We start from the raw sequence: 22589 nt of genomic DNA, 5'->3' as shown, positions 1-22589 counted from the left end.
ACTATAAACTTAAAGATTTATGATTTACTTACTCCTAGTAAACATCGCGATGGGTATCGGGTTTGGATTATACCATCTTTGTTTCCGTAAATTAACTTTTTTCCAATGGAATCGTGTGTATCTATTGGGCATTGTTATGGTGCCCTTATTGATCCCAATAGGACTCTTTGTTGATCTTTCTGGGTTTTCTGTAGAGGAACAGATACTCCCCGTTGTGAATCTAGAAGAGGTTATAGATGTGGACTATATCCCTTATGCTTCCAACGAGCGGTCGTATCGTTTGTTGGATATGTTATCGATCTTCTATTGGGTAGGTGTTTTCGTTGGCGTATTACTATTAACTTGGCGTTTAATAAAAGTCAGAAAGGCCTTTCATTTTCGAAACGAGTACACCAGTTTTTCTTTTTTTCGGAAAGTATTTCTGGGAAGTAAGGTTCAGAATGAAAAGATGATAGGCGATCATGAACAGGTTCACGTAGATCAAGGACACTCCTATGATATCCTTTTGGTAGAAATTGTTAGTGTTTTAAATTGGTTCAGCCCCATAGTTTATCTAATTCGTAAAGAGTTAAAGTTTCAGCATGAGTGCATTGCTGATGAAATTTGTTCGCAAGACAAAGTAGCCTATGCAGAGTTATTAGTTGCGCATGCAATGCGTACTAATCCAAGTCATCTGGTACATGGTTTTTCGAATCATTCATTTTTAAAAAAGAGAATTATGATGTTGTTTAAAAATAAATCATCAAATAAGAATAAGTTGTTTTATCTGGCAGGGATCCCAGTTTTACTTATTGTAGTGTGTTCAACACTGATATTCAATACGAGTAGAGCCCGAGCTGTGGTGGCGGATATTGAATCTAAAATAGTCGATGCTGATTTTCTGATAGGCGAACAAAAATCCGGAACCATTTTCAATGGGAAAAGCGAAGTATTTGTAATACAGGATACTTTAAAAAAGGGTGGAAAAATCCGAGAAGTAGAAAATAGTCAGGAGAAAGCTGCTGTGATTCTGGAAGGCAGTACTGAGCTGTTTGAATCTGTTGAGATCCAACCTGAACCTCCAGGGGGAATGGTAGCTTTCCGTAGATGGATCGCTGAGAATTATCAATACCCAAAATCTGCCTTAGATGCTGCAGTAAAAGGGATCGTTTTGGTGTCTTTTATTGTTGAGAAGGACGGTGCACTAAGCGATCTTAAAATTACAAAAGATATAGGTCACGACACAGGTGATGCTGCTGTGCGCTTATTGAGTAAGTCTGCCAGATGGTCTCCGGGAGTTCAGAATGGAACAGCGGTTAGAGTAGCGTATGTCTTACCTATACGTCTAGATTTAACCGCCATGGGGCAACAAAAGAAGATTTATCGAGCAAAGCCAGAAATAGGATATGACAGACTTCAGGATTGGTTGGTAGTCGCGTATAAATCGCCAAGAAAATTGACCTCTGATGATTTAGATCCTTATATGTCCGCGACCTTTGATGTTGCTTCAGATGGTTCCCTTTCTAATTTTGCTGTTAGGTCTGAGCTTGATGAAGACTTTAAGTCTCGCTTTGTCAATTTGTTGAAGAATACAAAGTGGATTCCTGAAGAAGAAGATGGTATCAAGCAGAAATCTAGGGCTTGGGTTGGTTTAAATTTAGCCGGTAATGGGGCCGTTCGTTCAAATAATGAACGTGTAGAGGTATCACCAGAACCAAAAGGAGGGATGAAGCAGTTTATGACGAGTGTTGCTAATAAAATTAATTTTCCTGCTGTATTAAAGAGCTTGAAGCACGAGAGTACCTTGGTCGAGTTGGGCTTTGACGTATTGCCAAGCGGAGAATTGGGTAATTTTAAGGTTCTTATAGAAGCACATGCAGGTATGGCAAATGATGTTATCTCCGCTGCTAAAAGTTATGGACTATGGAATCCTGGTATAATAGATGGGAAAAGGACGGTTACGTCTTATGTTTTACCTGTTCAATATTCGATTGTAGATGGGGAGGGGCATGTGAGAATTTCGGGATTAAGAGGGGGAAATATGAGAGTGAGTAGAACAAATTAGGATAGGAAAATTTATGATTCGATTTGGGATACTATTATTTTTTTTTCTGATTCTTTTATCGGGTTGCAGATCTCCTCATTTTGCAAAAGGTGGAGTGTTTGTTGAAGATGTAGACCGATACTTTAATACTCATTTGCAGAATTCGAATGTCTGGTTGTACATGGATTTGAAGCCATTTAATGGCGGAAAATCTGGATTGAAAATAGCTGGAACCTACGAAGAAGACATGAGGATTTTGAAATCTGTCGATGTAGATCTGAAAGGTACCCGACTGTTGTTTTCTGCGGTACCAGAGTCTAGTCCGAGATATCATCTTATTGCCTTATACCACAAGAATGGTGTGAAAAAGTTGGATGGATATGAAAAAAAGGATTATCAAAATGCTCATTATTTTCAGAAGGACCTGGAGAGCGGAAGATTAGATGTCCGTCATGTTTATATTCCTTATAAAGACCAGGCTGGTCTGAGTTTGATCTATTACATAAGTACCGAGCAACATCTAAATTGTCGCTTTTGCAAAATAGACTATTTGGCCCGTATTAATGCACAACGGTTACAGGAAAAAAATACTGATAGCTTGAAGTGGCAGATATCGAACTGTGAGGACGACGTGAAAAGGAAAAATGTAAGTATCGAACCTAAATTGGATTTCAGAACAATCGATCAGATTAACTATGTTAAAGTCTATATCGATTTCTTAAATGGAAATACAGGAATCCAGTATTTTCAAATTTTTAAGTCTGGTGAAGCGAAGAAACTGCAATTGGAATTATGCCCTGGCAAGTATTACGTCGAATATCAAGATGCTAAATTTAATGTACTGTACCGCGATACATTGCATTTTGATAATTGATCTAATCCTACACGTATAGACAAAAAATAAGAGCTGGTTTTAATAAAACCAGCTCTTATTTTTTTAAGATAAAAACTCTTTTTCTAATGCTAAGGGGGCAATGTAAGTGCCGTTTTTATAAACGCGCATGTTGCCTCCAGATATTTCATCGATTAGAATAATTTGTTTGTTTGTCTTATCGTATCCAAATTCTAGCTTTATGTCGTACAGCTCCAACCCTTTCTTTGCAAGTTCTGTCTTCACGATATCACATATTTTGACCGTCAAGGCTTTCAGCTCTTGGTATAGTTCTTTACTTAGGATTCCAAGGTTTTCTAAAGCATCTTCCGAAATAACCGGATCTCCACGCTCATCGTCCTTGATTGTAACCTCTACAAATCCATTTAGGTCTTGACCTTCGGTACAATATGCTGCATAGCGTCTGTAGAAACTACCTACTGCTTTGTAACGGCAAATCACTTCTAATCCCTTACCCAAGACTTGTGCTTCTTTGACGATCATGCTTACCTCATCCAGATCAACAGCTATTAAATGAGTAGGAATCTGAAGACCATTTAATAATTCATAAAAGTACTTGGTCATTTTTAAACCAGATTTTCCAGCACCATCAATAGTTAATCCTACTGTGTTAGCTCCTGGGTCAAAGACACCGTTTTCACCAGTGACATCATCTTTGAATTTTAATAGATATTGGCTGTTACCCAAATCGTAGACATCTTTCGTCTTACCTTTATAGATTAATTGCATGACAGGTTAAGTTTTAAGCGCGCAATTTAGTACTATTTTGCCAAATATCCTCCATCAACCGGATAATAGGAAGCTGTTACGAAAGAAGATTTATCTGTAGCAAGCCATAATGCAAGTTCAGCGACTTCTTCGGGCTTACCTAAGCGTTGAAAGGCATGTTGGCTTGCCAAGTATGTTTTTGTGGCATTATCGAGTGCATTTTCGATTAACGGTGTTTCAATAAACCCAGGTCCTATAGCATTGACACGCACACCTTTTGTGGCGTATTCCCAACCAGCTGTTTTAGTTAAGCCCAGCACACCATGCTTGGCAGCAACATAAGCCGCTGCATTCATAAATCCAACGGAGCTTAGTATAGATGCGATGTTAATGATACTACCACCCACTTTTGCAATCTCTGGCAATTGATAATGCATACCATAGAATACACCATTTAAGTTAATATTAATAACCTTATTCCAGCCATCAATAGAAAGATCACCCACGGGATTGGATTCTCCGCCAATACCGGCATTGTTAACAGCAATGTGTAATGCCCCAAAATTAGCGATAGCAGCTTCTACAATCTTCTCATTATCTTTTGGTGAAGAAGAATCAGCTTTGACAAAAATAGTATGGTTGCCGCCACAATTATTTATAAATTCATTCCCAGCCTTTTCATTTAAATCAGAGACTACCACTTTAGCTCCCTCTTTGATAAAGATCTCGACAATAGCTTTACCTATTCCCGAGGCACCACCGGTGACGATGGCTACCTTGTTTTCTAATTGTTTCATATGTGTTTAATTCAATTTTCATCTGCCATATGGAATATCCAAACCGAGTGTAACGAGTTCACGAAGTAATTACATTCATTTGTGTTTGTTCAGAACTGCTACATGGATAGTTCATGGTTTTTCTTTGTTTATGTATATATACAATTTAAGAAATATATACTTGATAAGATACTCGGATCTCGGTTTGATGGTTGATTATGACGCTAATAGGAAAAAAAGAACAAAGATTTACAGTACTGTGAAGACGCTAGTGTGATCGTTTTAGAAGTTTTATTTCGTGCTGAAGAAATTCAATCTTCTGTAAGAGATGCTGTACGACTTCTATTCCTTGGACGTTGAGTTCTAAATTGTAATACCAATTATAATATCTTTCAATCTGGGCAACTTGATCTTCCGGAACAAACTCTTGACTCTCAATCACGGTAATATCTATTAGGCCGCTTTGCTGTAGTTCTTTGATAAAGGTTATCTCGATATTATTAGATCGACATATATCAACAATTTTGAATAAAGTAACTTCCATATTATTTTTTATTTAAAGCGGCTGCTTGTTCAAATAGTTTCCGCTGTTCATCATTTAAATCAGTTGGTATTTTTACATTTATTTCGGCGTAGAAGTCGCCAAATTTGCCTTCCTCTTTATAAACCGGGAATCCCTTGTCCTTTAGTCTTATTTTTGACCCGTTTTGTGTGCCGGCTTTTATATTAACTTTTGCTTTTCCATTCCAAGTATTTATAATTGCTTCTCCGCCAAGTAAAGCGGTAAAAAGATCAATTTCCAATTTACTGTATAGATCATTCCCTTTTCGGGTCAGCTGTGGATCTTGAGCAACGTGGAAAGTGATATAAAGATCTCCTTTCGGACCACCATTTAGACCAGCAGCACCTTGCCCTTTCAGGCGGATCTTTTGACCATCTTGAACCCCAGCGGGAATAGTGAAGCGAATATTTTTTCCATTAACGGTAAATGTTTGTTGATGTGTAGTACCTGCCTGCTGAAGCGTTAATTCCACCTCGGCATTATAGTCTTGTCCTTTGTAAGAACTTTTTCGTCCTCCTCCAAACCTAGAACCAAATAGTTGTTCGAAGAAGTCCGAGTATTCACCAGTATCATAGTTTCCATTATAATCAAAGCCTTCAAATGGATTTTGTTGTCCAGAACCTCTCGATGTATATCCTTGCTGTTGCTGTGCGCGCTCATATTCATCACCGTGTTTCCAATGCTCGCCGTACTGATCATATTTTTTCCTTTTTTCAGGATCTGTCAGAACTTCATTAGCTTCGTTGATCTCTTGAAATTTCTTTTTTGCAGCCTCATCATCCGGATTCAGGTCGGGATGATACTTTCTCGCGAGTTTTCGATAAGCTTTCTTAATATCCTCTTGACTTGCCGATCTGTCAATTCCTAAGGTGCTATAATAGTCTACAAATGCCATTTGATTATGTTAATTAATTCTATAACGAAGTAGAAGTGTTTTTGTTTGTAAAATATCCAAACTAAAGGAGGATATTGGCGTTATTTGAAAACAAAGAAGCCCGATTGGAATTCCAATCGGGCTTCTTTGTTTTATCTTAATCTTTTATTTTTTATTACTATCTACGACAAGTCTTTTTGCTCTATTTGCTATTTCCCAAGTGGTATGGAAGATTAGCTTTTCACGTTTTACCATCATCAGGAAATCAATTTTGTCGACTGTGTCTTCCGGTGTGTGGTAATGGGGGTGAAGACCTGAAAAGAAAAATGCCGAAGGTATTCCTTTTTCTGCGAAGTTGTAGTGGTCAGATCGGTAATAAAGTCGCATAGGCTCATTAGGATCATTATAAGAGTAATCTAATTCGATTCCGACAAAATCTTTATTCGCTTTTTCAGTTACACTTTGGAGCTCCGAGCTTAGTTTATCTAGCCCTATCGCATGTAGATAGTTGTGGTTGCCGTTTAGGTGCTTGTCATCTATTCGTCCGATCATGTCAATATTGATACAGGCTACTGTGTTTTGAAGGGGTAATATTGGGTTTTCTACGTAGAATTTTGACCCCAAAAGCCCTTTCTCTTCTGCCGCCAACCCCATAAAAAGAATACTTCTACGAGGCCCCTTACCCTCTTTTTTAGCAGCTGCAAAAGCGCGTGCTAGCTCTAGAATGGCCACTGTCCCGCTACCGTTATCATCAGCACCAGGAAAGAAAGTGCCGTCAGGTAAAATGCCATCATGGTCGTAGTGTCCACAGAGCACTATAACCTCCTCTTTTAAGTCTGATCCTTCGAGAAGCCCTAATACATTAGGGTCGTCCAGTTTGTCTTTAGTTACGCCCATCTCGGCCTTTAACTTATTATTTATAACTAAAGATTTTTGGACCTGTGAAGATGCTTGGGCTTTAAATTTAGTAATCGAGCTATTGGCCTTACTTAAAATCTGATCAGCAATTTTTTCGCTAACATTAACCACAGGGATGGGTTGCGTAAGCATACGGTTATTATTGCCATTATCTAATGCAATACGTCCGGAAGTCAATCGGCCTTTCATCCTATCCATCATATCGGAAACTTGAGAATTGGTCGCCAGTATAAGCTTAGGTTGTAATTTGATAAGTTCCTGTATTCTTTTGAATCGGCTGCTAGACCAGTCTGACTTCGACTTTGTGCCCGTTAGGAGTGAGTTTCCTGCTTTATCAAATGGCTCTCCTTCATTAATGACTAGTACCACCTTGCCTTTGATATCTGTGCCTTGGAGTTCGTTATAATTTTCGTGTTGTAAGCCGTAACCTATAAAAACAATTTCCTGAGATTCGAATTTGGAAAAATCATTGTCGCCCTGTACGAAAAAGTCTTTTCCATTTTCCAAAGCAGTTTGATCCAATACAAAACTAGTTACATTATAGCCTATCTTTAATAAGGATACTGGTTGAAAGTAGGAGTTGCCATTTACTATAGGAGTTAATCCATAGGACTTGAAATGGTCCGCTATATAATTAGCTGCTTTCCGACCACCTTCTTGTCCTGTGCCTCTTCCCTCGAATTCTTTACTTGCTAATATGGTCAGATGTTTTCTGGAACTTTCTTCCGTTATTAATTCTGCGTATTTTTTTTGTACTTGCGCTAAACTACAACTGTACAATGCAGGTATAATGAATAAAATTGAAAATAATCTTTTCATATGTGTATAACTATCTTTGATGACTGTTATTAAAACGGGTTTAGCAACAAGCAATCTTATCTACGCGATTAGCGTGACGACCGCCTTCAAACGGTGTTGTTAAGAAGGTATGTGCTATTTTTTTTGCCAGAGCAAGGTCTATAAATCGTGCAGGAATACATATAACATTAGCATTGTTGTGTTGACGGGCTAGTGCTGCAATTTCATTTTGCCAAGCTATAGCCGCGCGGATTCCTTGATGTTTATTAGCTGTTATGGCTACACCATTGGCACTTCCACAGATCAAAATGCCTAACTCATTTTCTTGAGTTTCTACAGACGTTGCGACAGGGTGTGCAAAGTCAGGGTAGTCTACAGAATCAGCCGTCGTAGGTCCAAAATCTTGTACTTCGTAACCTAAGGCGGTTAAGTAGGGGATAATCTCCGTTTTATAATCAAATCCAGCGTGGTCGCTTCCTATCGCTATTTTCATAAGTGTATTATATTGTTCAACATTAACTGTTATAAAATTCTTTTTCCTTTAGGTCTTTTTGCTTTTTAACATTGGCCGATACCATGATACTCAACTCATATAGGATAAACATCGGCGCACTAACTGTCAGCAATGTAATAATGTCGGCAGTAGGTGTTATGATAGCACCGATAATTAAGATGATGACGGCAGCATAACGACGGCTAGCTCGCATAAACTGTGGAGTCATTAATCCCAGTTTAGAAAGAATGAAAATTAGGATAGGTAGTAAGAATACGATACCACAGCCTAGTGTCAAAGTAGCTATCGTCGATAAGTAAGAATCTATCGTGATTTGATTGGTGATTTCTTGACTTAGTGATACATTTGCAAGAAAATTTACCGATAAAGGTACTACTATATAATAGCCAAACAGAGCACCTATTACGAAGAGCATTGTTGCATAAAAGACAAAACCTCGTGCAGACTGTTGTTCTACATCTGTTAGGGCAGGCTTTACAAATAACCAGACTTCAAACAAGAGATAAGGAAACCCTAATGCTAAAGCCATCAGTAAGCAGGAGTTTATTTGTAGCATAAATTGTCCAGCTAACTCTGTATTGATAATATTAAAAGGGATACGTTCTACACAGAAGCCATCTAAATTCATCAAATCTCCAACTTTACACATCATACGATAGGTCCAAAAGTCAAGGTTTTTTGGCCCCATAATGATTTGATTGAATACAAAATCGTAGAAAGTAAACGATAGGATGGCAAATAGGGCGATAGCAATCACAGAACGGATGATATGCCACCGTAAAACTTCCAAATGTTCAAAGAATGACATTTCGGCTTCTATATTCTTTCCTTTTTCTTTAATAGCGTCGATTAGTTTTTTACTGGACATATGTGTACTTATATGAAAACAAAAATACCATTCTTTGGGATAAGAATGGTATCTTTTAATATAAAACAAAAATTTTACGTTTAATCTTCGTCTGGATATTCCGTTAAGTCAAAAGTTTCCATGAATTTGGTGGTAAAATTACCTGCTCTGAAATTAGGATCACGCATTAACCGTAGGTGCAATGGGATGGTAGTCTTAACTCCTTCGATGACAAACTCACTCAGAGCGCGTTCCATCGTACTTATGGCTTCTTCTCTTGTTTGAGCTACACATATTAACTTAGCAATCATTGAGTCATAGTTAGAAGGGATCGTATATCCTGCATAGACGTGTGTATCTACACGTACACCATGACCTCCTGGAGAGTGAAAGTTTGTGATCTTACCCGGAGAAGGACGGAAGTTATTAAATGGATCTTCGGCGTTTATACGACATTCTATAGCATGCATCGTAGGCTCATAGCTTTTTCCCGAAATAGGGATACCTGCTGCTACTTTTATTTGTTCTTTGATTAAATCAAAGTTTATAACTTCTTCAGTAACCGGATGCTCTACTTGAATACGTGTATTCATCTCCATAAAATAGAAGTTACGGTGTTTGTCCACTAAGAATTCTATAGTACCTGCCCCTTCATATTTAACGGCCTGTGCTCCTTTGATTGCCGCTTCACCCATTTGAGCACGTAACTCAGGTGTGATGAAAGGGGAGGGAGCTTCCTCAACTAATTTTTGATGACGGCGTTGGATAGAACAATCTCTTTCAGAAAGGTGACATACGGTGCCGTATTGATCCCCAATTACCTGAATTTCAATATGACGTGGTTCTTCAACAAATTTCTCTAAATAGATACCATCGTTACCAAAAGCAGCTGCAGCTTCCTGACGTGCGGAATCCCAGTTAGGTTCAAATTCTTCGTCTTTCCAAATAATACGCATACCACGGCCACCGCCTCCAGCAGTTGCTTTGATAATAACAGGATAACCGATTTCTTTGGCTAACGCAATACCCGTTTTTACATCGGGTATAAGCCCCTCTGAACCGGGTACCGTAGGTACACCAGCTTTTTTCATCGTATCTTTTGCGGAAGCTTTATCGCCCATCTTTTCAATCTGATCCGCTGTAGCACCAATAAATTTAATGCCATATTCAGCACAGATAGCTGAGAATTTTGCGTTTTCAGATAAAAATCCATAACCAGGGTGTATTGCGTCTGCATTGGTTAACTCTGCCGCTGCAATAATATTTGGTATATTTAAATAAGAGTCTTTACTCGCTGGAGGTCCAATACAAACTGCCTCATCAGCAAATCTTACGTGAAGACTGTCTCTGTCTGCGGTTGAATATACAGCTACACTCTTTATTCCCATCTCGCGACAAGTGCGGATGATACGTAATGCGATTTCGCCCCTATTTGCTATTAATATTTTTTTGAACATAGTGAATAACTTGATGAACAATTAACTGTGTATTATTACGCAGTTTCGTAGAAGTTTTTATTTAGAAAAAACGGAATAAATCCCTAATGTTAGGGGAGATATTCCAGTTGTTTTTAAATTTAAAAAGCTGCTTAATTAAGCAGCTGGAGATTATCTTGGATCAACTAAGAAAAGAGGCTGATCATACTCGACGGGTTGAGCGTCGTTCACTAATATTTTTACAATTTTACCCGATACTTCTGACTCGATTTCATTGAACAATTTCATTGCTTCAACAATACAAGTTACTTTTCCAGGTGTGATATCATCGCCTACATTAACAAATGGGGCCTTATCTGGACCTGAGGAACGATAAAAAGTACCTATCATTGGCGATTTTACGGTAATGAAATGAGATTCATCGTCAGCTGCAGGAGTCGTAGCAACTACCGCTGCCGGTGTCGCTGTTGGAGCTGCGGCTGCAGGTGCGCCTTGAACAATAGCGGGAGCCACAGCAGCAGGTAAAGATGCTGTAACATAAGTTGGTTCTTGATTCGTTTTTATTGTGATCTTGAAATCCTTTTCTTCAATCGATACTTCATTCACTCCTGATTTAGAAACAAATTTGATCAGGTCTTGAATTTGTTTGATATCCATACTCATACTTCAGTAGGTTTTATTTTTAAATAATTTTTAAAATAGCGTATAAAGATACATAAAAACTTTTATGATTCTATTGAATTGCCAACAGTCGTGAAAGTTGTTATGACTTTTGTAATAGTAATATTTTTAGCAAAATGGGTAACTTTTAATAGGCCCATTTTAAATATACAGAGCCCCATGTGAACCCTCCACCAAATGCCGCAAGAATTAAGTTGTCTCCTTTTTTTAATTGACTTTCCCATTCCCACAAACAAAGTGGAATGGTGCCACTGGTTGTATTACCATATTTATGGATATTTACCATTACCTTATCTTCCGGAAGCCCCGCTCGTTCAGCTGTAGCATCGATAATGCGTTTATTTGCTTGATGCGGTACTAGCCAAGCGATATCATCGGCAGTAAGCTGATTACGTACCATGATTTCGTGAGCTACATCGGCCATGTTTGTAACAGCAAATTTAAATACTGTCTTTCCCTCTTGATAAGCGTAGTGCAAACCTGCTTCAACAGTTTCATGCGATGCCGGATTTAGTGAGCCTCCTCCTTTTATATTTAAGTACTGACCGCCTGAACCATCTGTTTTTAAGATCGTGTCTTGTATGCCATTACCTTCTGTATTGGGCTCTAATAGTACTGCACCGCAACCGTCTCCAAAAAGAATACAGGTATTACGATCACTATAGTTTACCACTGAGGACATTTTATCTGCCCCAACGACCAAAACTTTTTGATGTTTGCCCGATTCAATGAATTGTGATCCAGTCGTTAATCCAAATAAAAAACCTGAACAAGCGGCTTGTAAATCGTAACCCCAAGCGTTCTTAGCTCCAATTTTATCAGCTAGAATATTAGCCGTAGCTGGAAACAACATGTCAGGGGTACTTGTACAGAAAATAATTAAGTCGATATCCTCAGCTGTGATTCCTCTTTTTTCAAGCAATCCTTTGACAGCAGGGACTGCTAAATCGGAGGTTGCAAGTCCTTCACCCTTTAGAATACGACGTTCTTTGATACCAGTCCGTGATACAATCCACTCGTCATTGGTATCAACCATTGTTTCTAGTTCCTTGTTTGTTAATATATATTCCGGAACATACCCATTTACCGCCGTAATAGCTGCATGAATTTTAGACATATTATCTTAGTTAAAAGCAGATTTAATCTTGTCAATGAATTTTGATTCGATCATATCTTTGGATAGTAATACCATGTTTTTTATTGCTTCAGGTGTAGAGATACCATGACCAATAATGACTGGAGCATTGACACCTAATATTGGACTTCCACCGTATCGTTCATAATTGAACCTGTCAAAAAAGTCATCTTTAAAGCCCTTTTTCAATGTGACTACATAGAAAGATTCGGCTAATTTTAGAACAACATTGCCCGTATATCCATCACATACATATACATCAGCCTGATCTGTAAACAAATCACGTCCTTCTGCGTTACCTATAAAATTGATTTTGGGGTTTGATTTTAGTAGGGGATAGGTCGATATTGTTAGAATGTTTCCTTTTTCTTCTTCTTCTCCAATGTTCAAGAGGCCAACCTTTGGATTTTGTACGCCGTATACATGTTCAGAATACAAGCTGCCTAGTAAGGCAAACTGATTTAACATTTCGGGTTTACAATCTGCATTGGCTCCAACGTCAAGAAGAATTCCATAACCATTTTTGAGTTTAGGAACATTTGTTGCTATTGCTGGTCTTAATACTCCAGGGATAGTTTTTACACTGAACATAGCTCCGACAAGCATAGCACCAGTATTTCCCGCAGAAGAGAAAGAATCAATCTCCCCATTTTTTAATAACTCGAAGCCTTTAGCTACGCTCGAGTTAGGCTTTTGGGTGATAGCTTTAGTAGGATGTTCATGCATAGAAATGTTTTCCGGAGCATGCACGTAATCAAATAGTAGTGGATCTACTCCAGCTTCTATTATCCGATTTCTGCTATCTTCTTCGTCTCCGAACAACACGATACGTTGATCGTTTTTAAGAACTTTTTGTGCTTCTATAGCACCAAGAATTGTGGAATTGGGAGCATAATCTCCACCTAAGACGTCTAATCCAATCTTCATCCGTTATTATTTTTCTAAATCAATAATACGCAAAAAACATCCCAAATTAAAGCAAATTGTTAAATAATTAAGCTTTTTTGGGATGTTTTTTAAAAGATATTTTTTAGACAGCAGCAGTGTTCTCGATAATCAATTTACCGTTGTAGTATAAATTGCCATCTACTTCATATGCTTTATGAGGTACGTGTACTGCACCTGTTTCTTTACATACTGTCAATGTAGGTTTTTCAGCCTTATAATGTGTTCTTCTTTTGTCTCTTCTTGATTTCGAAGTCTTACGTTTTGGATGTGCCATCTCGTATTATGTTTTTTTAATTGTTTTTAATATTCTTTAATGCGGCCCAACGGGGGTCAATACTTTCATTTTCTGTCACGGATTCTTCTTCTGCGTCTACTGTTCCACTGATTTTTGATAACATTTCAGGATCACATATCGCATCTTCGCCTTGTTCGCTACATTTAGCATAGTAAGGAACCTGGACGTTGATGTATTCATATAGTAGTGTAGCGATGTCTAATTCATGATCCGTCTTGTTTAAGACAATGACCTCTTCCGTGTCATCAGCCCACTCTTCATTGATAAATTTCACAATTACTCGTTCCGAAAAATGAACTGGAGATAGAATCTCCGCTAAACAAACATCGCATATTAGCGAGATCTTTCCGCTAATATCGAAATTGACGATTAGCATGCTCTCTTGCTTCTGTAGTGATACTTTAGCAATAAGATCTCCTTTTTTTACTAATGAATGCTCAAAGCAGTCAAAGAACTTGTTGTCAATCTCAAAGTCAAAATCATGTTTCCCTGCAGCAAGCCCTGAAAAGGGTATTCTATATTGTTTTAGATACTTCAAAATCTTGTATTTGAGCCTGCAAAATTAATGTTTTAAAATCAAGGATGCAATTATTTTGTGAAATAAATTTTATTCCTCATCTCCGTAGTATTTTGTGCCTAGTTCTATCTTTTCACGATTGTTGGCCATGCGCCATTTATTGGTGTCACGAAGTGAATACGCGCAGCCACAGTATTCTTGCATGTAGAATTTCTCACGTTTACTGATTTCTAACATACGGGCTGACCCCCCCTTTTTGCGCCAATTGAATGTCCAGTATTCCATATCGGGATGGCGTGAAGCAGCGCGTAAACCACAGTCATTAATCTGTTCCATGTTTTTCCAACGGGATATTCCAAGAGAACTTGATATGACATCGAACCCATTTGCCGCCGCATATTCCGCAGTTTTTTCAAAGCGCATGTCAAAGCACATTGTACATCGGATACCTTTTTCAGGCTCATGTTCCATGCCCTTGGCTAATTCAAACCAATGATCTACATCATAATCGGCGTCTATAAATGGAATATTGTGTTTCTCTGCGAACCGAATGTTCTCGTCCTTACGGATGTCGTATTCCTTCCTTGGGTGAATATTGGGGTTATAAAAATAAATAGTGAAGTCAATATCGGAGGAAATTAATGCCTCCATGACCTCACCAGAACAAGGTGCACAGCAAGAGTGTAATAACAGCTTCTTGCCGTCTTTGGGTAACGTTAGTTTTTCCCTGTTGAATTCTTTAGTACTCTCCATGATTATTTTCTTCCCGATTGCAATTTTACGGAAAACTCTCTACATTATAAAGTTTATTGTTGTTGTGGCGATTGCTCTTTCGTTTTCGTTAGGTAATTGGGAAAGCTGTTTCCTGCCAAATTTTCGAACAGGAGTTCGTGAATATAAAGCATTTTATATAAGTTTGCATATTAAGAATTAATCCATAGCATGAAGAATTATCTCTTTTCTATAGTTGCAGTATTTATAGTAGTTTCGATTGTAGCCTGTAAGCGCGACGATGATGAACCAGAGCGTGTGCGAAAGTCTATATCTAGATTGTATATTTCTACGGAGGATTATGCGAGTGGCTCAGCGGCAGCTGACCTGTATAATGTGTGGGCTTTGGATAGCGTTGATGGTGAGAAACTGCCTAAGACTTTCTCTTTCAAGATAGCATCCGGTGCAAAGGGAGGAAATATGATTCACTTTAGTCCGTTTTCTGGTGGATCACTCTTTCATGGGAGCTTAAATAGCAAGTCCAATCTCGACACTGCGGTACATGTATTGGAGGTTAGTAAGACAGGAGTGATTAGTAATGGAACAAGTATAAGAAATCGAATTTATGATAAAGTGAGAGGATTATATTATACCGTAGTCAATGATGACAAGTTCTCGGAAGACTTTCTCCTCTTTGCAAATGCTTCAGATACGACCAAAGGAACCCCCGCTACTGAAACAGCAGTACCAGACTATACTTTGTTTGCGATTGATAGGCCACGTAACAAAGGAAACTTTACAAGACCACGGTATCGTATGAAACTTGACCATAATCCATGGGGAGTTATAGCCATTAAAAATGATTTAGTTATTTCTAATGCAACAGAGAAAGATGGTGGAGTAGTCGTTTACAAGAACTTTATACCTCAGTTATTAAATAAAGGGGATACGCTTATGAAAGCCCCCGAAAAATATGTTTTGAAAGTTGCCGATGCACAGAATATCAGAGGATTGTCCTATTCTGCCAGTGCTGATATTTTATTGTTGACAGACTACGTTCAAGACCAGGCAAATTCTGGAAAGATTTTGGTTTTCGAGAAGTTTTCACAATATCAGTCTTCACAAACGATAACACCGACACGGATTGTAACGGGTGCTCTTACGCTGCTGCAAGAACCCATAGATGTGGCTATCGATACCAAAGAAGATGGGAAATACTTCTTTGTGGCCGACCCTGTTGCGCGGAGAGTTTTTCGTTTTCTCATTAGTGATACAGGAAACGTCGCTCCCAATGATGAAATTACGATTGAAAACAACAGACGTCCTCGGTCAATCTCTTTAGACTCTCGTTAATTCAAATCGGATAGTAGGAGTAGAAGGGTATTCACTTCTTCTCTTTTTTCGATATTCCCCAAATTGTCGTAAGCAGTCATTAAATTGCGTAATACACGCTTGATGATAGCAATGTTTGTACAGGGCAGCGTGTAGTCTTCTTTGGGAGGAAGATTCAGTTGCTTAAGAAAAGAATAGATATCATCGTGTTTCATGACTTGTCCCCGATTGAATACATTAATATAAAATAAAGGACTTTCGTGTTCTTCCTCAATGTAAGCAACTATGAAATGTTTTGGAAGGTTAATACCATAAATCGGAATATCAAGACTTTGAGCGATAATGCTGTAAATGCAAGCAAGGGAGATAGGGTTCCCTTTTTTTGATTCGAGGACTTTATGCAGGAAAGAATTTTGAGGATCGTGATAGTTTGTTGTATTACCCGAAAGTCCAAATTCCCGAAAAATGATATTGTTTAAAAGTTTAACCTTTTCTAATGGGCTCATTTCGTACATAAGTTGGAACCAGGCATTTCTTCGTAGCTCCGCTAGTTGGAAATGGACCGCATTCTCATCTAGATTTGGGTATTGATACCTGTTGATCGTCAATAAACCATCTAAAAGATCCTCATTGTTCTGTAAGGCCCAGATTTGAAGATCATTTTGAACCTGATCGAATTGGATTTTATGGATTATATTTTCAATGCGGGTCTGGGACAAAGGATCAAACGAAGACTCCCAGCTCGCTTCGAGTTGGGGTATCACCTCTGGTCCGCAAGTGATCAACTGCCGCTCCACTTGATTGAAAATCTCCGTGTCTGGATCATCCAATAAAGAGATAAGCGCTTTCAGTTCCTTTTCCTCCATATATACTAATTTAGGAAAAAGAAAGCGCTTGTACAATATTCTGCTCTTTATTTGTCTTTTAATTGACCATCTAGCATGTTGATGATACGGTGGCCGTACTCCGCATTTTTTTCGGAGTGGGTTACCTGTATGATTGTAACTCCTTCCTCATTCAGCTGTTTAAATAATGTCATGATATCTTCTCCTTGCTTGGAATTGAGATTACCTGTAGGTTCATCTGCCAATAATAATTTAGGCGATGATGCCAATGCCCTAGCAATGCCTACAACCTGTTGTTGTCCGCCAGAGAGTTGAGATGGAAAGAGGTCTTTTTTACCTACAATACCGAATCTGTCTAACATATCAGCGACAATCGCTTTTCGCTCTTTACCTGATAGATCTTTGTAGATAAGTGGAGTCTCTATATTTTCATAAACAGTAAGCTCGTCAATCAAATGGTAAGATTGAAAGACATAGCCCATATGTGATTGAAATAAGGCAGCCCTTTTTTTCGCTTTCAGTGCAAGCACATCTTCCTCCATAAAATAGTAGTTCCCTTCATTGGGATCATCAAGTAACCCGATTACATTCAGTAAAGTGGATTTTCCAGATCCGGAAGGCCCCATTATAGAGACAAAATCCCCTTGATCGATATTCAAATTAATGTCCTTTAGTACAAATGATCGTGCACCACCCACGTTGTACCATTTAAATATGTTTTCTAGTTTTATCATTTTTAGATATTAGATTTGAGTACTAAGAGCGCGATTTTTAGGTCTAGCTCTTTTATTCTTTGTTTTTTATTCATCTCTAAGTGCATCGATAGGGTTACTTCTAGCAGCTTTAAGGGATTGAAAACTGACTATTATTGTTAATATAAAAGCTATAACACCAATGCTTAGGATAAATATCCAAGGCGTAATACTCACCTTATAAGCAAAGTTATTTAGCCAGTCCTTCATCAGAAAATAGGCTATTGGTATTCCTAGCACACTAGCCGTTACCAATATGTAAATATATGTTTTATTGAGATGGAATAAAATATCCTTTGTGGTAGCACCTAAGATCTTACGAATTGAAATTTCCTTGTTACGGACGACAATATCGTAAGCCGAGACACTGAATATTCCGAGCATAGCGATAAAAAGAGAAAGCATCGTGAATCCATTCAAGAGTATTTCTAGCTGGCTCTGTTTTGCATGCAATTGGGCGTAAGCTAAATCTAAAAATTCATAATCCAGCGGCAGAGATTCTGCAGAAGGATTTTTAATCCATTCCTCTTTTACCGCCTGTATGGCTTCTTTCGTTTTTCCTGCCTTTGTTTTTACGATTACGGAAGTTTTGTATCGTCCTGGGCCACATTCATTTTTATAGGAATAAACGGTAGGAGCAATTTTATTCTCAAACCCGTAAGCAATTATGTCTTTGACGATGGCTGTGACGGTAAAATCTGTTTCACAACCGGTTATTTTTACTCCAAAGGGACTTCTAATGCCCAATTCTTTGGCCGCAGTTTCATTGATTACCGCATAGTTTTCCGTACTGTCTTTTAGAAGTTGGTCTAGGGATATTTCGCCTGCTCCGGCTACATCTGCTATATCTAAAGTCTCGAAATAACCGATATCAATACCTATATGATCGAGCTCTATGGTTTGATTTTGATAGGTGAAATGTTTTTTTGGGGGGGCATCAGCGCCCGCAGGAATATTTGTTGCCGAGGATACGGATACTATATTTGGGCTTTGGGTCAATCTTCTTTTGAAATCATAAAAGGTTCCATCAGGTTTCATATCATAGTACAGACCTACACCTTTGAAGTTAATGACCTGATCGGTGCTGAATCCTTTATCTGTTTCTTTGACAAATTGCATTTGTTGATATACCAAGAGAGCTCCACAGATAAATGAAAACGCTATAAAAAACTGAAACGCTAAGAGTGAGTTACGGAGGTATACACGTTTCGGATTCGTTTGTAGTTTTCCTTTGATGGTAGTACCGATTTTATAGCCAGCTAAAATTACGGCAGGATAAAATCCAGCAATGATGCTGGTGACACAAATGGCCGATAACAATTGAAGTAGGGTCGTCGTATGAAATAAATAGTCTATTAGATCTTCGTTCAGCCAGGTCTTCAACATATTTCCGGTCAAGAGCAGTACAAGACCAGCTACACAGGCCGCTAGCAAACACTGCGTAAGGATCTCTCCCAGTAGTTGTAATGTGATCGACGATCTTGAACTACCGAACATTTTTTTTATACCTATTTCTTTTGCACGACTATCAGCTTGCGCCATGGTGAGATTAGCAAAATTGATTGCGGACAAAACTAAGGTCAGTGCGGATAAAATTCCCAATATCCAGAGCGTAAGATAAGGGCCGTTTGATCCATCTTTGGGCCGTAGATGTAGATTGGATAACGGATCCAGATAGATCTTGCCTTTGGCAAAGGAGGAATGTTTGATCAGGCCTTCTTGTGCTGTTTGCTCCTGATATATTTTAGTTATTTTGTCCGCTAGCAAGGAAATGTTTGTACCAGGCTTTGCTTGAATATAGGTGTGGTAATTGTATGGGTTTCCTTGTTGCTCACTGTCGATCTCTTTTATAAGGAGTAAGTCGTAGTCAATAAGTGACAAAGCTCTATCTTTACCTATACCATAAATTTTTTCTTTAAAACCATGGTGAATACTTAGAACCGAAACGTTCTTTGGTGCCGAAAAATCTAAATATTCTTTTCCGAAAAGGCGTTTTCCTAACTCTTCACTCACCAAAGAGGCTTCCTGTTGACCCGTGGATTTGTAAAGCGGACCTGTCATCGATTCAATCTGAAAGATTTTCGCAGCGCCCGAGTCTATCAGCAATGTTTTTCTGACGTTGACAGATTCTTTACCAAACATGGGGTAATTACTGTATGAATAGTCTAAGATTAAGCCTGCTTGTTCAATCTCTGGCAATTGACTTTTAATCGTCTTAGCCAATGACGGCGGGGTGATCGGAGAGTAATTGCCCTGATATGTTAGTCCTATGCGGTAAATGTACTCGTAATTCGGGTTCCATTGATCGTAGCTTCTTTCGCGGTTGATATATTGATAAGCTAATATAAAGCCTGCAAAACCCAGTGCCAATCCAGTGATATTTATAAGTGCAAAAAACTTGTTGTTTAACAAGCTTCTAAATAGGAAGGTAAAGAAGTATTTTGTCATTATTGTTTCTTTATATTAATTGCTATTCATCTCTAAGTGAGTTTACCGGATTTACACTTGCTGCTTTGATCGTATGTATACATATGGTGAGGCAAGCCAAAGCCATCATGGCTAATGCGCACAATAGCAGTATTCCTGGATGAAAGTGAAAGCGGTAGGAGAAGGTGTTGAGCCATTCGTTGGAAATATACCATGCAATAGGTAGCCCCAAGATCAGGGATAAAGCTACAATTCGTAGAAAATCTTGCGATAGTAATAAGACCAGTTTCCAGATTGTACTTCCCAATACTTTTCGGATACCGATTTCCTTTACACGCGTACTGATAGCCACGAGAGCAGCGGCAAAAAGCCCCATACAGGCTATTATAACTGCAATGATCCCACCTGCGCTTATAATTTTCATCATCTGCTGCTCTTGCTGGTACATACGGTCCGTATTTTCGTCGAGATAAGACGCGTCATTTTTGTAATCCGAATAGATGTTTTTCCATATGCTTTCCACCTCTTTTAAGGATTGTACTAGGTTGTTGGATTTGATACGAACTAAGATGTATTTGATGTTAAATCCCAAACCCGGATCGATAAATAGGGATAAAGGCTCTATACCTTGTCTCAGGTCTTTGAAATTGTAATCTTTAACGACACCAATAACCGTCATTTGCTTATCAAATAAAGGAAGAGGCTTGTTGAGTATATTTTCCACTCCGCCTAGTTGAGCAGCCATTTTTTCATTAATGACCAAGGCTGTTGAATCTGCTGGTCTTTCTGGAGAAAACTCCCGGCCTGCAATCAATGGAATATCTAGGGTACTGAAATAATCAAAATCTACACGTTGCCAGTTCGTGGTAATTCCCTTGTCTTGATAATCAAAACCTAGCTGTGAAGTGGATTGGCTACCGTCCCGACCGAGCCCGAGGTTGATGTCGGAGGCTGTAACTCCGGTTACCAGGGGATTAGAGGAGACTGCTAAGCGCATTTTTTGTAGGGCTTGACTTGCATCTATCTTCGGACCAATTGGAATGCTGATGACTTGTTCTTTTTCAAATCCCAAAGGCATTTCTTTAATATGGTTGATTTGCAAAACAACTACAACACTACAGACCATGAGCACGATAGCAATTGTAAATTGAACGAGTGGCAATATCTTTTGCATGCTCCAACGGCTCTGGATACCCGATTTGCCTTTTACGAGTGTAGAAATGCTTTGTCTCGTGATACGTAAGGCAGGATAGCCACCGGCAATAATACTGATGATCAGGAATGAAAGACAGGTTATTATGAGGTGTGTCCAGGAAAACAAGTCTTCCAACTTTATCCGGTAATGGGTATTCGCGTTATAAAAAGGTAGGAGTATCCAAGCTAATAAAAAACCTAAGGCTAGTGATACTATGCAACAAATTAGTGTCTCTAGCCACAACTGTATACTAATCTGTACGGAGCTACCGCCCAATGTTTTTTTTATAGCTACCTCTTGGCTACGTGAAATGGATGTGACTAATTGGATATTTACAAAATTACTGACTGATATTATTAATATCAGCAGGGCCAATCCTAGCAAGAGTTTAGGAAGGGTGGGGCTAGTGGTATTTCCTATTTGTAAATCATTGAGGTGATAGTCTTGAAAGGGGATGAGTGATAGTGCCAAGTAACTTCCATCTTTGTTGGGACTAGCTCCATCTCGTTTTAGCTTGTTGATGTCTTCAGCAAAATACTTCTCTGTAAATGGTTTTACGGCGTTAGCAAAAACATGAGCATTGATGGGTGATTCTTTGCTGAGAACAAATACATTGTGATTTTTATTAGACCAGCTGCTTTTATCAAAAGAATTAGGAAATTTTTCGAACCGGAGTAAAGATTGGAAGGTTAAACTAGAATTTGAAGGGGCATCTTTTATAATAGCAGAAATCTGCATGTTCTGCCATTGTCCATTGATATTGACTTCGATTTGACGTCCGACAATGGTTTGATCTATATTTCCGAAAAGATTCTCGGCAGTAGATTGTGAAAGGACAATATTGTCAAGGTCATCTAATGCATGGCTATTTCCAGTTGCCATTTCAAAGCTGAAGATGGAGAAAAAATCAGGATCTACATATTTAGTGCCTATGCTGATCTCTTTCTGTTGTGTTTTTAAAACTAATCCGCCATTGCCCACACGTGTAGCTTTCTCAACATAGGGGAGTTCTTGCTTCAGGGCTGTGGCAAGTGGAACAGGCATAGAATTGTTGGCTGTACTTTTATGGTTCTCTTGCGATTCGAAGTATAAAGCTCCTATACGAGCGCTATTTTGATGAAAATTATCAAATGATAGTTCAAAGCTAGCGGATAAGAAAAGGATTACACCTACGGCAAAAGCCAACGTGAGGCTACTGATTTGGATAAAGGTCTGTAGTTTACGTTTTCTTATATTTCTCCAGGTGCTGTAAAGGGCATTTTTCATTGCGACATAATTGTTTGTTTGAACCGTTTAGTGATTCTTTCAAATCGCAAGCCGTTTGTCTAAAGTGTTGTTTATTAGTGTTTTATTATTTTTAGTTAATGTTTCATTGTTCGATTTCGGACAGTGGCTGTACATTT

Annotated in this window: 21 protein-coding genes; 3 read left to right on the top strand and 18 right to left on the bottom strand. The window is 38.6% G+C overall.

Going from position 1 to position 22589, the window contains the following annotated elements:
• Window positions 1-19: 19 nt before the first annotated feature.
• A complete protein-coding gene (locus G7B20_RS04585) occupies window positions 20-2044 on the top strand; it encodes a M56 family metallopeptidase (protein ID WP_164108835.1) in 2025 nt (674 codons plus the stop codon).
• 13 nt (window positions 2045-2057) lie between these two features.
• On the top strand, window positions 2058-2897 hold the full coding sequence (locus tag G7B20_RS04580; protein ID WP_164108834.1) for a hypothetical protein: 840 nt from the start codon (window positions 2058-2060) through the stop codon (window positions 2895-2897).
• A 63-nt stretch (window positions 2898-2960) separates the two neighbouring features.
• On the opposite strand, the gene G7B20_RS04575 is transcribed toward G7B20_RS04580, so the two are convergent.
• The 14 genes from G7B20_RS04575 to G7B20_RS04510 all read right to left on the bottom strand — a co-directional run bounded on the left by G7B20_RS04575 (window position 2961) and on the right by G7B20_RS04510 (window position 14677).
• Window positions 2961-3644, bottom strand: a complete 684-nt coding sequence (locus G7B20_RS04575; RefSeq protein ID WP_164108833.1) for a phosphoribosylaminoimidazolesuccinocarboxamide synthase — start codon at window positions 3642-3644, stop codon at window positions 2961-2963.
• Window positions 3645-3676: 32 nt separating this feature from the next.
• The gene (locus G7B20_RS04570; protein WP_164108832.1) at window positions 3677-4420 is read right to left on the bottom strand and encodes an SDR family NAD(P)-dependent oxidoreductase; all 744 of its coding nucleotides are present in this window, start codon (window positions 4418-4420) and stop codon (window positions 3677-3679) included.
• A gap of 247 nt (window positions 4421-4667) precedes the next feature.
• The gene (locus G7B20_RS04565; protein WP_164108831.1) at window positions 4668-4943 is read right to left on the bottom strand and encodes a chaperone modulator CbpM; all 276 of its coding nucleotides are present in this window, start codon (window positions 4941-4943) and stop codon (window positions 4668-4670) included.
• A 1-nt stretch (window position 4944) separates the two neighbouring features.
• Complete coding sequence (locus G7B20_RS04560) at window positions 4945-5856, bottom strand: DnaJ C-terminal domain-containing protein (protein WP_164108830.1); 912 nt, start codon at window positions 5854-5856, stop codon at window positions 4945-4947.
• 144 nt (window positions 5857-6000) lie between these two features.
• Window positions 6001-7572: a M28 family peptidase gene (locus G7B20_RS04555; protein WP_164108829.1), complete on the bottom strand. Its 1572-nt coding sequence runs from the start codon at window positions 7570-7572 to the stop codon at window positions 6001-6003.
• A 40-nt stretch (window positions 7573-7612) separates the two neighbouring features.
• Entirely contained in the window at window positions 7613-8044 is a 432-nt protein-coding gene (gene rpiB, locus G7B20_RS04550; RefSeq protein ID WP_164108828.1) for a ribose 5-phosphate isomerase B, read from the bottom strand.
• A 22-nt stretch (window positions 8045-8066) separates the two neighbouring features.
• Window positions 8067-8933, bottom strand: coding sequence for a twin-arginine translocase subunit TatC (gene tatC / locus G7B20_RS04545; protein ID WP_164108827.1), 867 nt, complete (start codon window positions 8931-8933; stop codon window positions 8067-8069).
• Between the two features lie 80 nt (window positions 8934-9013).
• Entirely contained in the window at window positions 9014-10369 is a 1356-nt protein-coding gene (accC, locus tag G7B20_RS04540) for an acetyl-CoA carboxylase biotin carboxylase subunit (RefSeq protein WP_164108826.1), read from the bottom strand.
• Window positions 10370-10519: 150 nt separating this feature from the next.
• On the bottom strand, window positions 10520-11011 hold the full coding sequence (gene accB / locus G7B20_RS04535) for an acetyl-CoA carboxylase biotin carboxyl carrier protein (RefSeq protein ID WP_164108825.1): 492 nt from the start codon (window positions 11009-11011) through the stop codon (window positions 10520-10522).
• 145 nt (window positions 11012-11156) lie between these two features.
• On the bottom strand, window positions 11157-12146 hold the full coding sequence (locus tag G7B20_RS04530) for a beta-ketoacyl-ACP synthase III (protein ID WP_164108824.1): 990 nt from the start codon (window positions 12144-12146) through the stop codon (window positions 11157-11159).
• A gap of 6 nt (window positions 12147-12152) precedes the next feature.
• Window positions 12153-13091, bottom strand: a complete 939-nt coding sequence (gene plsX, locus G7B20_RS04525; protein WP_079641206.1) for a phosphate acyltransferase PlsX — start codon at window positions 13089-13091, stop codon at window positions 12153-12155.
• Between the two features lie 103 nt (window positions 13092-13194).
• Window positions 13195-13386: a 50S ribosomal protein L32 gene (gene rpmF, locus G7B20_RS04520; RefSeq protein WP_079641208.1), complete on the bottom strand. Its 192-nt coding sequence runs from the start codon at window positions 13384-13386 to the stop codon at window positions 13195-13197.
• Between the two features lie 16 nt (window positions 13387-13402).
• Window positions 13403-13945: a YceD family protein gene (locus tag G7B20_RS04515; RefSeq protein WP_164108823.1), complete on the bottom strand. Its 543-nt coding sequence runs from the start codon at window positions 13943-13945 to the stop codon at window positions 13403-13405.
• A 69-nt stretch (window positions 13946-14014) separates the two neighbouring features.
• A complete protein-coding gene (locus G7B20_RS04510) occupies window positions 14015-14677 on the bottom strand; it encodes an epoxyqueuosine reductase QueH (RefSeq protein ID WP_164108822.1) in 663 nt (220 codons plus the stop codon).
• Between the two features lie 189 nt (window positions 14678-14866).
• On the opposite strand from G7B20_RS04510, the gene G7B20_RS04505 reads away from it, so the two are divergent.
• A complete protein-coding gene (locus G7B20_RS04505; RefSeq protein WP_164108821.1) occupies window positions 14867-15988 on the top strand; it encodes a hypothetical protein in 1122 nt (373 codons plus the stop codon).
• On the opposite strand, the gene G7B20_RS04500 is transcribed toward G7B20_RS04505, so the two are convergent.
• From G7B20_RS04500 to G7B20_RS04485, 4 genes are all read right to left on the bottom strand, one after another.
• Window positions 15985-16833, bottom strand: coding sequence for a transglutaminase-like domain-containing protein (locus G7B20_RS04500; protein WP_164108820.1), 849 nt, complete (start codon window positions 16831-16833; stop codon window positions 15985-15987). The genes G7B20_RS04505 and G7B20_RS04500 overlap by 4 nt on opposite strands.
• 47 nt (window positions 16834-16880) lie before the next feature.
• Entirely contained in the window at window positions 16881-17546 is a 666-nt protein-coding gene (locus G7B20_RS04495; RefSeq protein ID WP_164108819.1) for an ABC transporter ATP-binding protein, read from the bottom strand.
• 66 nt (window positions 17547-17612) lie between these two features.
• The gene (locus G7B20_RS04490; protein ID WP_164108818.1) at window positions 17613-20012 is read right to left on the bottom strand and encodes an ABC transporter permease; all 2400 of its coding nucleotides are present in this window, start codon (window positions 20010-20012) and stop codon (window positions 17613-17615) included.
• 22 nt (window positions 20013-20034) lie between these two features.
• The gene (locus G7B20_RS04485) at window positions 20035-22452 is read right to left on the bottom strand and encodes an ABC transporter permease (RefSeq protein ID WP_164108817.1); all 2418 of its coding nucleotides are present in this window, start codon (window positions 22450-22452) and stop codon (window positions 20035-20037) included.
• Window positions 22453-22589 lie beyond the last annotated feature (137 nt).

The organism is Sphingobacterium sp. xlx-96, from assembly GCF_011007365.1.
Classification (GTDB): Bacteria; Bacteroidota; Bacteroidia; order Sphingobacteriales; family Sphingobacteriaceae; genus Sphingobacterium; species Sphingobacterium luzhongxinii.
The sequence above is the reverse complement of the archived record's forward strand: the minus strand, read 5'-3'. Positions and strand labels throughout refer to the sequence as shown.

Excerpts from the sequence above, each read along its gene's own strand:
- G7B20_RS04585 (WP_164108835.1), top strand. The coding sequence starts at position 20 with ATGATTTACTTACTCCTAGTAAACATCGCGATGGGTATCGGGTTTGGA.
- G7B20_RS04485 (WP_164108817.1), bottom strand. The coding sequence starts at position 22,452 with ATGAAAAATGCCCTTTACAGCACCTGGAGAAATATAAGAAAACGTAAA.
- G7B20_RS04555 (WP_164108829.1), bottom strand. The coding sequence starts at position 7,572 with ATGAAAAGATTATTTTCAATTTTATTCATTATACCTGCATTGTACAGT.
- G7B20_RS04500 (WP_164108820.1), bottom strand. The coding sequence starts at position 16,833 with ATGGAGGAAAAGGAACTGAAAGCGCTTATCTCTTTATTGGATGATCCA.
- G7B20_RS04505 (WP_164108821.1), top strand. The coding sequence starts at position 14,867 with ATGAAGAATTATCTCTTTTCTATAGTTGCAGTATTTATAGTAGTTTCG.
- G7B20_RS04560 (WP_164108830.1), bottom strand. The coding sequence starts at position 5,856 with ATGGCATTTGTAGACTATTATAGCACCTTAGGAATTGACAGATCGGCA.
- G7B20_RS04565 (WP_164108831.1), bottom strand. The coding sequence starts at position 4,943 with ATGGAAGTTACTTTATTCAAAATTGTTGATATATGTCGATCTAATAAT.
- accC (WP_164108826.1), bottom strand. The coding sequence starts at position 10,369 with ATGTTCAAAAAAATATTAATAGCAAATAGGGGCGAAATCGCATTACGT.
- rpmF (WP_079641208.1), bottom strand. The coding sequence starts at position 13,386 with ATGGCACATCCAAAACGTAAGACTTCGAAATCAAGAAGAGACAAAAGA.
- G7B20_RS04490 (WP_164108818.1), bottom strand. The coding sequence starts at position 20,012 with ATGACAAAATACTTCTTTACCTTCCTATTTAGAAGCTTGTTAAACAAC.
- G7B20_RS04575 (WP_164108833.1), bottom strand. The coding sequence starts at position 3,644 with ATGCAATTAATCTATAAAGGTAAGACGAAAGATGTCTACGATTTGGGT.
- G7B20_RS04495 (WP_164108819.1), bottom strand. The coding sequence starts at position 17,546 with ATGATAAAACTAGAAAACATATTTAAATGGTACAACGTGGGTGGTGCA.
- G7B20_RS04530 (WP_164108824.1), bottom strand. The coding sequence starts at position 12,146 with ATGTCTAAAATTCATGCAGCTATTACGGCGGTAAATGGGTATGTTCCG.
- plsX (WP_079641206.1), bottom strand. The coding sequence starts at position 13,091 with ATGAAGATTGGATTAGACGTCTTAGGTGGAGATTATGCTCCCAATTCC.
- G7B20_RS04580 (WP_164108834.1), top strand. The coding sequence starts at position 2,058 with ATGATTCGATTTGGGATACTATTATTTTTTTTTCTGATTCTTTTATCG.
- accB (WP_164108825.1), bottom strand. The coding sequence starts at position 11,011 with ATGAGTATGGATATCAAACAAATTCAAGACCTGATCAAATTTGTTTCT.
- G7B20_RS04510 (WP_164108822.1), bottom strand. The coding sequence starts at position 14,677 with ATGGAGAGTACTAAAGAATTCAACAGGGAAAAACTAACGTTACCCAAA.
- tatC (WP_164108827.1), bottom strand. The coding sequence starts at position 8,933 with ATGTCCAGTAAAAAACTAATCGACGCTATTAAAGAAAAAGGAAAGAAT.
- rpiB (WP_164108828.1), bottom strand. The coding sequence starts at position 8,044 with ATGAAAATAGCGATAGGAAGCGACCACGCTGGATTTGATTATAAAACG.
- G7B20_RS04570 (WP_164108832.1), bottom strand. The coding sequence starts at position 4,420 with ATGAAACAATTAGAAAACAAGGTAGCCATCGTCACCGGTGGTGCCTCG.